Origin of the sequence: Peribacillus kribbensis DSM 17871 (assembly GCF_000430765.1) — a bacterium.
GTDB classification, from domain to species: domain Bacteria; phylum Bacillota; class Bacilli; order Bacillales; family DSM-1321; genus Paraperibacillus; species Paraperibacillus kribbensis.
Genome location: NZ_KE387238.1, coordinates 211,566 through 224,228, shown reverse-complemented (window position 1 = coordinate 224,228; position 12,663 = coordinate 211,566). Strand labels below are relative to the sequence as shown.

General features: G+C 39.9%; 11 protein-coding genes. All 11 read left to right on the top strand.

Annotated features, from left to right (window positions below):
* Window positions 1–2: 2 nt before the first annotated feature.
* The 11 genes from H539_RS28630 to H539_RS0114670 all read left to right on the top strand — a co-directional run bounded on the left by H539_RS28630 (window position 3) and on the right by H539_RS0114670 (window position 12,643).
* Complete coding sequence (locus H539_RS28630) at window positions 3–1,226, top strand: Gfo/Idh/MocA family protein (protein WP_051348596.1); 1,224 nt, start codon at window positions 3–5, stop codon at window positions 1,224–1,226.
* Window positions 1,227–1,278: 52 nt separating this feature from the next.
* A complete protein-coding gene (locus H539_RS0114715; RefSeq protein WP_051348595.1) occupies window positions 1,279–2,313 on the top strand; it encodes a zinc-dependent alcohol dehydrogenase family protein in 1,035 nt (344 codons plus the stop codon).
* 56 nt (window positions 2,314–2,369) lie between these two features.
* The gene (locus H539_RS0114710; protein ID WP_026694158.1) at window positions 2,370–3,212 is read left to right on the top strand and encodes a sugar phosphate isomerase/epimerase family protein; all 843 of its coding nucleotides are present in this window, start codon (window positions 2,370–2,372) and stop codon (window positions 3,210–3,212) included.
* A gap of 248 nt (window positions 3,213–3,460) precedes the next feature.
* Window positions 3,461–4,636, top strand: a complete 1,176-nt coding sequence (locus H539_RS0114705) for a substrate-binding domain-containing protein (RefSeq protein WP_026694157.1) — start codon at window positions 3,461–3,463, stop codon at window positions 4,634–4,636.
* Window positions 4,637–4,677: 41 nt separating this feature from the next.
* Complete coding sequence (locus H539_RS0114700; protein ID WP_026694156.1) at window positions 4,678–5,847, top strand: substrate-binding domain-containing protein; 1,170 nt, start codon at window positions 4,678–4,680, stop codon at window positions 5,845–5,847.
* Between the two features lie 127 nt (window positions 5,848–5,974).
* Window positions 5,975–6,799 (top strand): sugar phosphate isomerase/epimerase family protein, encoded by an 825-nt coding sequence (locus H539_RS0114695; RefSeq protein WP_026694155.1) that lies wholly within the window; start codon window positions 5,975–5,977, stop codon window positions 6,797–6,799.
* A gap of 1 nt (window position 6,800) precedes the next feature.
* A complete protein-coding gene (locus H539_RS0114690; RefSeq protein ID WP_051348594.1) occupies window positions 6,801–7,886 on the top strand; it encodes a zinc-dependent alcohol dehydrogenase in 1,086 nt (361 codons plus the stop codon).
* 74 nt (window positions 7,887–7,960) lie between these two features.
* Window positions 7,961–8,794 (top strand): sugar phosphate isomerase/epimerase family protein, encoded by an 834-nt coding sequence (locus H539_RS0114685; RefSeq protein WP_026694153.1) that lies wholly within the window; start codon window positions 7,961–7,963, stop codon window positions 8,792–8,794.
* A gap of 221 nt (window positions 8,795–9,015) precedes the next feature.
* A complete protein-coding gene (locus H539_RS0114680) occupies window positions 9,016–10,023 on the top strand; it encodes a LacI family DNA-binding transcriptional regulator (RefSeq protein ID WP_026694152.1) in 1,008 nt (335 codons plus the stop codon).
* Window positions 10,024–10,496: 473 nt separating this feature from the next.
* Complete coding sequence (locus H539_RS0114675) at window positions 10,497–11,675, top strand: Gfo/Idh/MocA family protein (protein ID WP_026694151.1); 1,179 nt, start codon at window positions 10,497–10,499, stop codon at window positions 11,673–11,675.
* On the top strand, window positions 11,672–12,643 hold the full coding sequence (locus H539_RS0114670; protein WP_026694150.1) for a sugar phosphate isomerase/epimerase family protein: 972 nt from the start codon (window positions 11,672–11,674) through the stop codon (window positions 12,641–12,643). Before H539_RS0114675 ends, H539_RS0114670 begins: the two co-directional genes overlap by 4 nt.
* The last annotated feature ends 20 nt before the right edge of the window (window positions 12,644–12,663 follow it).

Sequence of the window (12,663 nt, the reverse complement as noted above, 5' to 3'; positions counted from 1 at the left end):
AGGTGAAGAAGATTAAAGTTGGTATCATTGGAACTGGTTTTATAGGGCCCACTCACATAGAAGCCATCAGAAGGCTTGGCTTTGTTGAAGTAGCTGGTTTGGCGGAAACCAGTCAAGAAATGGCTGAAAAAAAGGCAGCTGAGCTAGGAATTCCCATGGCCTTTGGTGATTACCGAGAAATGCTGAAAGATAGCGAAATCCAGGTCGTGCACAATTGCACACCCAATCATCTTCATTTTGCCATTAATAAAGAGATTATTTTAGCTGGAAAGCATGTCGTTTCAGAGAAGCCGCTAGCAATGAATAGTGATGAATCAGCGGAACTACTGGAGTTAGCGGAAATACAAGGTGTCATCCATGCAGTAAATTTTAATTACAGACAGCATGCCAGTGTACAAAACTTAAAAGCGAAAATCACTGATGGTGATTTAGGAAAAGTGAATTTAGTTCACGGAAGCTACCTGCAGGACTGGTTATTATATGAAACCGATTATAACTGGCGTTTGGCACCGGAAGTAGGTGGGAAATCACGTGCGGTAGCCGATATTGGTTCCCATTGGTGTGATACCGTTCAATTTGTAACAGGTAAAAAGATTTTCGAAGTATTTGCCGATTTAGCAACTGTTGTTCCAGTAAGAAAGAAACCGACAGGAAACGCAGCTACTTTCGGAGCACAGACAGCCGAAGATATGCAATATGAAGATGTACTAATTAATACAGAAGACTATGCAGCTGTTCTTGTCCGGTTTGAAGATGGATCACGAGGAGTCTTTACGGTATCCCAAGTAAGTGCGGGACGGAAAAATAGATTAAGCTTTGAGATTAACGGTAATCAAGCTTCAGTATTTTGGAATCAGGAGGAGCCTGAGAAGCTATGGATTGGGCACCGGGATAAAGCAAATGAAGTTCTATTAGCGGATCCTGCGTTGTTTTCACCAGAGGCAAAGTCCGCTATTCATCATCCTGGAGGGCATAATGAGGGCTGGCCGGATGCTTTGAAAAATATGATGTTGAATTTCTACTCGTTTGTTCGTGACGGCAAAAGCCTGAAAACAGACAAGCCAAATTTTGCGACATTTGCCGATGGACACCTTTCGATGTGTATCACAGACGCAATCTTAGAAAGCAACCAGCATCAGAAATGGGTGAAGGTTCAGGAAGTGAAGAATGGGGACGGTTCTCTTGCTTCCAAAGGGCTGGCTGGTCCCTTTACAGACCATTCATAGGAAATAATAATAGGGTAATTGTTTTTAAGAATAAGTGATTGGAGGAAGTATCATGACAACAATGAATGCAGTATTTTTTCCAGGAGATAAAAAGGTAGAGATTCGTCAGATCGATATCCCAACACCTGGCGAAGGAGAGGTATTAGTTCAATTAAAAGCTTCCGCTATTTGCCGAAGTGATATGAGCTTATATTATGGAACTTCCGTTTTTGAAGGAACAAAATGCGGATGCACGGTACCAGGGCATGAACCTGCAGGAGTTATCACGGAAGCAGGAGCTGGCGTTTACAATTACAAAGCGGGTGACAGAGTTGCTGTTTATTTAGCTCTTGGCTGTGGTGAATGTGCACATTGTAAGAGTGGCTACAAAATGTTCTGTAAAGAATTTAAATGTATCGGCTTTGATTCTCACGGCGGTGATGCAGAGTACATGGTCGTTCCAGCTGAAAACTGCATGAGATTGCCAGATAACATGAGTTTCGTAACGGCTGCTGTTTCAACTGACGCTGTTGGAACCCTTTATCACGCACAAAAGAGATTAGGAATTTCCGGAAGAGACTATCTGGTCATTTTTGGGATGGGCCCTATGGGCGGTGCGGGTGTGATGATCGCTAAAGGATTAGGCGCAACCGTTATTGCTGTTGATATGCTGGATGAGCGTCTGGAGCTTGCGAAGGAATTGGGTGCGGATTATACCATCAATGGTAAAACGAAGAATGTTCAAGAAGAAATTACTCGTATCACAAAGGGTCTTGGCGCAGATGCTGCGATTGATTGTTCTGGAAGCCCTTACGGTGAAAATGATGCATTAGATTGCGTGAGAGCACATGGACGTGTCGCTTTTATCGGAGAAAGTAAAGAGACAACAATCAAACCAAGTGCGCAATTAATTCGAAAACAGATTTCTGTAATGGGTTCCTGGTACTTCCCAATTCAAGAATTTGATGAAATTACGGAGTTTATTGTTAGAAAGAATCTGCCAGTGGAAAAATTAGTTACGCACCAATTTAAATTAGAAGAAGCAGAAACTGCTTTCCGTATGTTTGACGAAAGAAAGACGGAAAAAGCTGTGTTTGTTTGGGAATAATCACATTCAATAACAAAAATTTGCTTTATGACTTCATTTTTGAGGAGGATTAAAAAATGAAACTTTCATTTAATACTTGGGTTTATAATTCTTTTCCATCCATGCTGCCTTTTTATCCATTAGAAGTAGTGATTAGTCGAATTGCTGCATTAGGATATGATGGAATTGAAATAGGTTGTGCGAGTCCGCATGCCTGGCCTGATTATCTATCCACACAAAGACGTAAGGAAATTCTTCAGCATTTAAAAAGAAATAATCTTAATGTAGCTGCTATGCTTCCCGCACCAGGAGGAGGACCTGGAGTGAATCCAAGTTCAGCTTTGAAAGAAGAGCGTGAATTTACGATCAATCATTATAAGGAAGTCATTCGTTTAGCGCATGAATGGGAATGCCCAACCGTGATGTGGCTTGCCGGCTGGTTTGGCTTTGGTATGAACAAACAAGAAGCATGGAAGTATAGCCGCGAAGGTTTGCAAGAGGTGGCAAAATATGCGAAAGATCTTGGAATCACATTAGTAGTTGAACCTCAGGCTGCTGATTGTAATTTAATTGAATCGGCAGATGATGCCCTGCAGTTGGCAGAAGAATCTGGTGAATCCAATGTTAAAGTGATGTTTGATACGTTTCATGCCCTATATCGTAATGAAGTACCGAGTGATTATGTTTATAAAATGAAAGATAAGCTGCATCATGTTCATATTTCGGATGATGATCGTTTACCGCCTGGTCAAGGGACGGTAAATTGGGATTCCGTATTAAAAGCATTAAAGGAAATCGATTACAAGGGTTACCTCTCCATGGAAATTGGATTTGGTACTAGAAAAGCAGATCCTGACTGGTATGCAAAGACATCCATTGATTACTTGACAGAAAAATTAAAAGGAATTGGATGTAAGTAATAACCTTATTGAAAAAAATAGAATCGGGGCGGATGGTTTAATTCAAACTGGTTCGCCCAGTAAATCTATTCAAATATTTATAAAATTTAATAGAAACATAATGACCATAGAAAAGCAGGAAAAAACAAGTTTTTATAGAAAAAATGTAATCGATTACATTTTTGTAGGGGAGTGATGCATAAAAAAGTATGAATATTGGAATATTTTAATCTTGAATAAAAATAACAAGGATGAAAAGAGGGCAAATCATGAAAAAGTTACGATCTGTTATTACTATGATTCTATTAATCACTAGCATTGCACTCGTCGGCTGCGGCAAGGATAGCACGACTAGCAGCGGTGTCAAAGAAACAGAGAACACAACAACAGAAGACACAACCGTTAGTTCAGGCCCAATCACTATTAATCAAGATATCCCTGATCAAGAGATTTTAAGTAAAGGTCCAAGTGGCGAATCCGCTGTTTCAGCAAAAACATTGCAGCTTACTGAAAAAGATGTGCAAAAAATCAAAGAAGGCAAATACAAAGCGGCCATTGTCATGCACTATGCTGGTAATGACTGGGCAACAGCACAAATCAATGGCTTAAAAGCAACTTTTGCAAAGATGGGAATTAAAGTCGTAGCTGTAACTGATGCCCAGTTCAAGGCTGAGAAACAAGTATCCGACATTGAGACAGTTTTAGCTAAAAAGCCGGATATTATCGTGGGGATTCCAGTAGACCCTGTTTCAACTGCATCCGCTTTTAAGAAAGCGGCAGACGCAGGAGTCAAAGTAGTGTTCATGGATAATAAACCAAAAGGATTAGAAGCCGGCAAGGATTATGTAAGCGTTGTATCCGCAGACAACTATGGCAATGGTGTTCAAGCAGCTGAAATCATGGCGAAACAGCTTGGTGGAAAAGGGAAGATCGGCGTAATCTATCATGATGCAGATTATTTTGTGACCAAACAGCGTACAGAAGCCTTTGAAAAAACGATAAAAGAAAAATATCCAAAAATCAAAATTGTTGAACGTGGCGGAATCATTGGCCCTAACGATGGGGAAAAAGTAGCCTCAGGTATGCTTACCAAAAATCGTGACCTTGATGGAATGTTTGTCGTTTGGGACGTTCCGGCCGAAGGTGCATTAGCAGCAGCCCGTACTGCAGGAAAGAAAGATTTTGTCATTACGACCATTGATTTAGGGACAAACGTAGCTTTAGACATCGCATCAAAAGGTTTGATTAAGGGTCTCGGTGCCCAGCTGCCATATGACCAGGGGATTTCAGAAGCGATTTTAGCCGGTTATTCTTTACTTGGTAAAGAAGCACCTGCTTATGTAGCCGTTCCTGCTTTACATGTAACAAAAGAAAATGTTTTAGATGCTTGGAAACTTGTTTACCACCAGGAGGCACCTAAGTCCATTCAAGGGGCTGCTAAATAATAAATCTTTATTATTATCTAAATCTATTATTGGGGGTTCTTATGAAAAAAATTACTTCACTAATCGTTACGTTACTTATAATCAGCAGTTTGGCTCTTACAGGGTGTGGAAAACAAAGTTCAGATGCTTCAGGTCAGCAAAAAGAAGGGAAAACAGCATCAACAAAAGTCACTTATCCTCTTACCATTAATCCTGAAATACCAAGCGATCAGAAAATTTTAAGTACAGGTCCAAACGGAGAAACAGCCACACCTGCAGCAACTTTGCAATTGTCTGAAGAGGATGTAAAAAAAATTAAAGAAGGAAAGTTCAAAGCGGCTATTTCCATGCACTATGCAGGAAATGATTTCTCAACTGCTATCATCAATGGTGTAAAAGACACTTTTGAAAAAATGGGCATCAAAGTGGTGGCCGTTACGGATGCACAATTCAAGCCTGAAAAACAAATTTCAGATATCGAAACCATCATGGCAAAAAAGCCAGATGTTATCGTAGCTTTGCCGGTTGATCCAGTTGCTACTGCTCCAGCTTTTAAAAAGGCTGCAGAAGCCGGTGTAAAACTAGTCTTCATGGATAATGTACCAAAAGGCTTTAAAGCTGGAAAAGATTATGTCAGCGTTGTTTCATCGGATAACTATGGAAACGGTATCTTTGCCGGTGAAATTATGGGTGATGAACTAAAAGGAAAAGGGAAAATCGGTGTTATTTTCCACGATGTTAATTTCTTTGTAAATAACCAGCGGAAAGAAGCATTTGAGAAAACCATTAAAGAAAAATATCCAAATATTAAAATTGTTGCCCATGGCGGAATTATCACTCCTAACGATGCTGAAAAAGTAGCCTCAGGTATGTTAACAAAACACAAGGATTTAGATGGGATCTTTGCGATTTGGGATGTACCAGCGGAAGGTACACTTGCTGCGGCTCGTACAGCAGGGAAAAATGATTTAGTTATTACGACAGTTGATTTAGGAACAAATGTGGCGCTTCAAATTGCTTCGGGAGGAAATGTAAAAGGTCTTGGCGCACAGTTACCATATGAAAATGGAGCAGCGCAAGCTCTTGTTGCCGGTTATTCATTACTTGGCAAGAAATTAGATCCATACTATGTCGTTCCATCAATGAAAGTAACAAAAGAGAACGTCTTAAAGGTTTGGAAAATGGCTTATCGTCAAGATGCCCCTGAAGTTATTCAAAAGGCAGCAAAATAAGCATCGCGTAACCATTCAGAAAAACAGGTTACAAGTTTTCTAGAAAAAAAATTAATTAGTGGCCGCATTACATGTGGCCACTATAACAATGTGTTACATAGAAAAATAGTGATAAGGAGATGTTCAAATGATTAAGTACTCTTACAACACGCTAGTATATGCAGGAGAAGATATAGAAGCTAGTATTGCCAGACTCGCTAAATATGGTTATGACGGTGTGGAATTCGTAGGCGAGCCAGAGCAAATGGATGCAGACCGCATTAAAGAATTACTTGAAAAATATAATATTGAAGCTTCCACTATTTGTGCCATTTATAATGCCGAAAGAGATTTAGTTTCTAGTAAGGAGAATATAAGAAGAAATGCAGTAGAATATTTAAAAAAATGCGTTGATTTTGCCAGCAAAATCGGGGCAAAAGGAATCTCTCTCACTCCAACTGCATGCATGAAAATTCATGGAGAGGCGGATCGGGAAACAGAATTGAAATGGGCTGAGGAGGGAATACGGGAAGCTGGTATTTATGCGGGGGAACATGGGGTCCGTTTAACGGTAGAAGCATGGAATCGCTATGAAAACTATTTAATCAATCGATTGGAGCAATCACTTGAGCTGGTCAATCGTGTGAATCTTCCCAGCGTAGGTGTGATGGGTGATACCTATCATATGAATATTGAAGAAGTCGATATTGCTGACGCCATCAGAATGGTTGGAGAGAAATTATATCACCTTCACATCGCTGATAGTAATCGAGCGGCACCAGGACGTGGTCATATTGAGTTTGATCCAATCGCTCAAGCTTTACGTGATATTAACTATAGCGGTTATTTAACAATGGAGCTATTGCCTCCGTTTGCCGATCCTTTTAATGGCACTAGATGTGAAGAGTTTTATGATCAATATACTGAAGAGTCAATTACTTTCCTAAAAAACCTTTTTAAGGAGGAAAAATAAGATGGCACAAGAAACAGTAATAAACAATGAACATTCAGAAGCAGGGTTTGATCAAAAAGTAATGAAAGCTGCTGTGTTATATGGTAAAGAGGATTTAAGATTAGAAGAAGTTCCGGTTCCTGAACTTGGGGATAAGGATGTATTGATAAAAGTAAAGTATACCGCAGTATGTGGTACTGATCCGCACATTTATGAAGGGCGTTTTCCTGCAAAGCTTCCACTCATCTTAGGTCATGAATTTTCCGGTGAAGTGGCAAAGGTTGGTTCTAAAGTAAGCTTTGTACAGCCGGGAGACCGCGTGACAGCTGATATCAATATTTCTTGTGGTACATGCTATTACTGCCGTCATGGTCAAAAGTTGCATTGTGAAAAAATTACTCAATTAGGGGTACACATTAACGGAGCATTTGCTGAATTTGTTAGAGTTCCAGAGAGTAATATTCATAAGCTGCCAGAATCTATGTCTTGGATCCATGGAGCATATATTGAGCCATTAGCATGTGCAATCAGCGGTCAGGATAAAGTTAATGTCCAATACGGTGAAACAGTCGCGATAATTGGCGGAGGTCCAATGGGTATCGCTCATGCCTTACTTGCAAAATTGAAAGGTGCAAGTAAAGTAATCCTTTCCGAACTAAATCCTGCGAGGATTGAATCAGCTAAAAACATGGGTGTTGATTATGTCATCAATGCAGGTGAAGAAGACCCGGTAGAAGCTGTTAAAAGATTAACAGACCGACGCGGTGCTGACGTTGTTATTGAAGCGGTAGGTTCTGCCTATACGTACGCGCAAACGTTTAAATTAGTGAGAAAAGGCGGAAAAATACTGGTTTTTGGAGCAGCCCCTGCAGATGTAACAATTCCTGTAAGTCCATTTGAAATTTACAGCCGTGAATTAACCATTGTTTCCTCCTATGCAGGCACATATGATACCTTCTCTAAAGCGATTGATTTAATCGCAAGCAAGCGTTTTGACCCAACTCCAATCTTCACAAATCATTTTGAATTTGCAGATATAAAAAACGGAATTGAAACGGCAGAGCATAATAAGGATATCCTTAAAACTGTAGTTAAAATCTCAGATTAATCTATAGGTATACAGAGTTCTCTACGGTTTATGTGGGAACTCTGATTTTTTCATAATCTAAGAGGTGAATTTAAATGTTCAAATATAGTGCCACACAATGGATATACGGAAATGAAAGTTTAGAAGATAGCTTAAAAAGGCTGAAGAAATATGGTTATCATGGTGTAGAACTCGCTGGCGAGCCGTATACCATTGATATGGAGGGAACGAAAGAACTTTTAACAAAGTATGAACTTGAATGCAGTTCTATTTGTGGAATTTTTACCCCTGAAAGGGATCTTTCCTCATCAAACGATGAAATAAGAAAAAAGGCCGTCGAATATGTGAAAAGATCGGTTGATTTAGCGAAGACTTTACATGCATCAACTCTAATTGTCGTTCCTACTTGTGTTGGTAAACTCAGCCCAGAAACGACGTTTGAGGAAGAGTGGAATAATGCCATTCAAAGTGTGAAAGAGGCGGGGCTGTATGCAAAGGAACAAGGAATCACTATAGCCATTGAAGCATTAAATCGTTATGAAACCTATTTAGTTAATAACCTCACCTTAGCCTTACGTTTTGTGGAGGAAGTGAATGTAGAAGGTGTAGGGATTATGGCGGATCTGTTCCACATGAGCATAGAAGAACGTGATATGACGGGGTCGATAAAGAAAATATCGCGTTATCTTGCCCATGTCCACATCGCTGATAATACAAGGGAGGCAGCGGGGCTGGGACAAACAGATTTTGGTCCAGTCATTTCCCTGCTTAAAGAATTAGGTTATAAGGGCTATGTTACGATGGAGTTCCTGCCTGCCGTGTCAAATCCTTATGTCGCTTCAGGCCTTCAAGGGGAAGCTGATGTTTTTGATGAGTTCACAAAGCAATCTATTAAACATATGAAGGACATTGTTGAAGCACTATCATAAAAGATACTAAGTATAAAAGGTGGAATTTAAGATGATTCTATTCATGCGTACTTTAAAGTGCAAGCCAGATTTTTATAGGCTGATTTACATTTAATTTAAAGTTGTTGGATAAAAATGTTTTTAAATAATTCCATTTTATGGATGATTTACGAAAAATATTGTAATTCTCAATGTAATCGATTACAATAAATGTAAACGAACACCGAAGGGGAAAGCAATGCATGGTCAGAATTGCGGATGTTGCAAAGTTGGCAAATGTTTCAACAGCCACAGTATCCCGAGTGATAAGTAATGCTGGGACTGTAAAAAAAGAAACAGCTGAAAAAGTTTTAGAAGCCATAAAAAAATTAAATTACCAGCCTAATATGCTGGCAAGACAATTAAGAAGATCTGAAACCAAAACCATTCTTGTGGTGGTTCCTGATATAACCAATACTTTCTTTTCTGTGGTGCTGCGGGGAATTGAATCCGTTGCCATCGAAAACGGATATCAAGTACTTCTAGGAGATGCGCGAAACGATGTCGAAAGCGAAACTAGTTTTTTAACGATATTAGGTCAGAAAAAAGCAGATGGGTTGATATTATTAACGGCAAGGACCGATCAAAAAATATTAGAAGATTTATCCCAGGATTTCCCTGTGGTATTGGCGTGTGAATATTATGAGGGTTCCAAGCTGCCTACGGTCTCCATTGATAATGTTAGTAGTGCAAGAAAGGCAACCGAATATTTAATTAGCTTAAACCACAAGAGAATTGGACACATTTCCGGACCCTTGAATATTGTTGTTGGAAGAGATCGATACAGGGGGTTTCATCAAGCAATGGCGCAGCACGGCCTGTCTGTGGATCCAAGTTTGATACAGGAAGGCGAATTCTCTTTTGAAAGTGGATTTAATTTAATGATGAAATTTTTGTCACTGGAGAATCCTCCTACAGCCCTCTTTGCCGGTAATGACGAAATGGCTATGGGTGCCATTAAAGCCGCTAAATCTAAAGGTTTAAGAGTTCCAGAAGATTTATCGGTTGTGGGCTTTGATGATATTCAATTTGCATCGATTTTTGAACCTGCTCTAACAACCGTAGCACAACCAACGTTTGATATGGGTCAAAAAGCGATGCGTTTACTGTTAAATTTAATTAAAGACGAAGAATTAGAGAAAGATCAATTTATTCTTCCTGATAAACTCATTGTCCGTGAATCATGCAAAGAACTTACCATAGAAGAGTAGTCAGCCTATTCCTGTTAGAATTAGAATAATGAAAAACAAAAGGGAGTGAACGCAATACTGGTTTATTCCCTTTTTATCATGATTAGGAAACCAATGACTCTATTGGTTCCAGAGTAGTTTTTATCATTCTGATTAAAAAAGAATCGAGGAAGTAATAAAAAAATATTGAATTCTCCAGTGTAATCGATTACAATAAGGGTGTCGAAAAAAAGAGTAAAATATTTTAATGCTAAGTGAAAACATATTTTATTCTGAAAGGGTATTTTTAAATTAAAATGTATGAATAAATTCAAATTTTTTTCGACAAAAATGTAATCCATTACATTTTTGAGAAGTTTGAAAGATTAGTAAATTATTTATTTTTTTAAGGCAAAACACATATTTTTTTTTGAAGTTAGTGTAATCGATTACATGGAATAGCTTCTGCTGATTCTAGGGTGAATCGAAAAGTTTGATTGGAGGACGGATATCAAATGGAAAAAATAAAAGTAGGAATCATCGGGACAGGCTTCATTGGCCCGACACATATTGAAGCAATCAGACGACTTGGATTCGTGGAAGTCGTAGCATTAGCGGAGACGAGTCAAGAACAGGCGGAAAGAAAGGCAGCTGAACTTGGAATTCCGAAAGCATACGGAGATTATCATGAAATGCTGCGTGACAGCGAAATTCAGGTAGTTCATAATTGTACCCCAAACCATGTGCACTTTGCGATCAATAAAGAAATTATTTTAGCAGGTAAACATGTGATCTCAGAGAAACCGCTTGCGATGAATAGTGAAGAGTCAGCGGAATTGTTGGCTTTGGCTCAAAAACAGGGTGTTGTCCATGGTGTGAACTTTAATTACAGGCAGCATGCGAGTGTGCAAAACCTGCGAGCTAAAATTGCTAACGGTGACCTTGGGAAAGTGAATTTGGTTCACGGAAGCTATTTGCAGGATTGGTTACTTTTTGAAACGGATTTTAACTGGCGTTTAGCACCTGAAGTCGGCGGAAAATCCCGCGCAGTAGCAGATATAGGGTCTCATTGGTGTGACACCGTTCAATTTGTTACCGGTAAAAAGATTGTAGAAGTATTTGCTGATTTAGCAACGGTCATTCCAGTTAGAAAGAAAGCAATTGGAAGTGTGGCCACTTTCAGCACACACAGTACTGAAGATGTAGAATATGAAGATATTTCAATCAATACAGAAGACTATGCATCCGTACTAGTTCGTTTTGAAGATGGATCAAGAGGAGTTTTTACGGTTTCGCAAGTAAGTGCGGGCCGAAAAAATCGACTAAGCTTTGAAATCGATGGCAGCGAGAGCTCTGCTTTCTGGAATCAGGAAGAGCCTGAAAAACTATGGATGGGGCACAGAGATCAGCCGAATGAAATCCTTCTGGCCGATCCGGCACTGTTCGCACCTGAAGCAAGATCAGCCATCCATCATCCAGGAGGACATAACGAAGGCTGGCCAGATGCACTGAAAAATATGATGTTAAATTATTATGCCTTCATACGTGATGGCAAAGACCCACTGAAGGATAAGGCCAATTTTGCCACATTTGAAGATGGTCACATTTCAATGGCGATTACTGATGCCATTCTGGAAAGTCACGAACAGCAAAAATGGGTCAAAGTTCAGGCGGAAAAGGAGGTTTTAGTATGAAGCTGGGTGTGTTTACCGTTCTCTATCAAAATCTTCCTTTCGAAGCCATGCTTGATAAATTAGCCGAAATGGGAGTAGAGGCGGTGGAGATAGGGACGGGCAACTATCCCGGAAACAATCATTGTAATCCGGAAGAATTGTTAGGAAATACGGATAAAATCAAATCGTTCAAAAGGGCGATTGAAAGCAGGGGATTAACCATCAGCGGACTAAGCTGCCATGGGAACCCGCTTCATCCAAATGTAAAGGCTGCCAAAGACGCCCATGATGTCTGGAGAAAAACAGTCTTACTGGCTGAGCGATTAGAGGTGCCGGTTATCAATGGATTTGCCGGATGTCCGGGAGATCATCCGGGTGCCAAGTTTCCAAACTGGGTGACATGCTCTTGGCCGCCTGAGTATACAGAAGTTTTAGAGTGGCAATGGAATGATGTAGTTATTCCATACTGGAAAGAAGAGGCAAAATTCGCTGAACAGCATGGGATTCACCAAATTGCTTTCGAAATGCATCCGGGCTTTGTTGTGTATAATCCAGAAACCCTACTCAAACTAAGAGAATATGCAGGACCAAACATAGGGGCAAACTTCGACCCAAGTCATTTGGTATGGCAGGGCATCGATCCGGTCGAAGCGATTAAAAAATTGGGCAGAGAAAATGCGATCTTCCATTTTCATGCAAAAGATACCTATTTAGACCAAGCCAATATCAAGGTGAATGGTGTTCTCGATACGAAGCATTACAGTCAAGTCTTGGATCGCTCATGGACCTTCCGCACAGTTGGCTATGGCCATAACGAAAAAATGTGGAAAGATATGATCAGTACACTTCGTGCGATAGGGTATGATTATGTGGTTTCCATTGAACATGAAGATATGCTGGCGTCTATCGATGAAGGCTTAATGAAAGCGATCACACTGTTAAAAGGTACGTTGTTTAAAGAGCAAGTATCGGAAATGTGGTGGGCTTAGAAAACCGTTCCCCCGCACCC

What these genes read in the sequence shown, in the direction of transcription:
- H539_RS0114715 (WP_051348595.1), top strand. Translation starts at nt 1,279, where the DNA reads ATGACAACAATGAATGCAGTATTTTTTCCAGGAGATAAAAAGGTAGAG.
- H539_RS0114710 (WP_026694158.1), top strand. Translation starts at nt 2,370, where the DNA reads ATGAAACTTTCATTTAATACTTGGGTTTATAATTCTTTTCCATCCATG.
- H539_RS0114705 (WP_026694157.1), top strand. Translation starts at nt 3,461, where the DNA reads ATGAAAAAGTTACGATCTGTTATTACTATGATTCTATTAATCACTAGC.
- H539_RS0114700 (WP_026694156.1), top strand. Translation starts at nt 4,678, where the DNA reads ATGAAAAAAATTACTTCACTAATCGTTACGTTACTTATAATCAGCAGT.
- H539_RS0114695 (WP_026694155.1), top strand. Translation starts at nt 5,975, where the DNA reads ATGATTAAGTACTCTTACAACACGCTAGTATATGCAGGAGAAGATATA.
- H539_RS0114690 (WP_051348594.1), top strand. Translation starts at nt 6,801, where the DNA reads ATGGCACAAGAAACAGTAATAAACAATGAACATTCAGAAGCAGGGTTT.
- H539_RS0114685 (WP_026694153.1), top strand. Translation starts at nt 7,961, where the DNA reads ATGTTCAAATATAGTGCCACACAATGGATATACGGAAATGAAAGTTTA.
- H539_RS0114680 (WP_026694152.1), top strand. Translation starts at nt 9,016, where the DNA reads ATGGTCAGAATTGCGGATGTTGCAAAGTTGGCAAATGTTTCAACAGCC.
- H539_RS0114675 (WP_026694151.1), top strand. Translation starts at nt 10,497, where the DNA reads ATGGAAAAAATAAAAGTAGGAATCATCGGGACAGGCTTCATTGGCCCG.
- H539_RS0114670 (WP_026694150.1), top strand. Translation starts at nt 11,672, where the DNA reads ATGAAGCTGGGTGTGTTTACCGTTCTCTATCAAAATCTTCCTTTCGAA.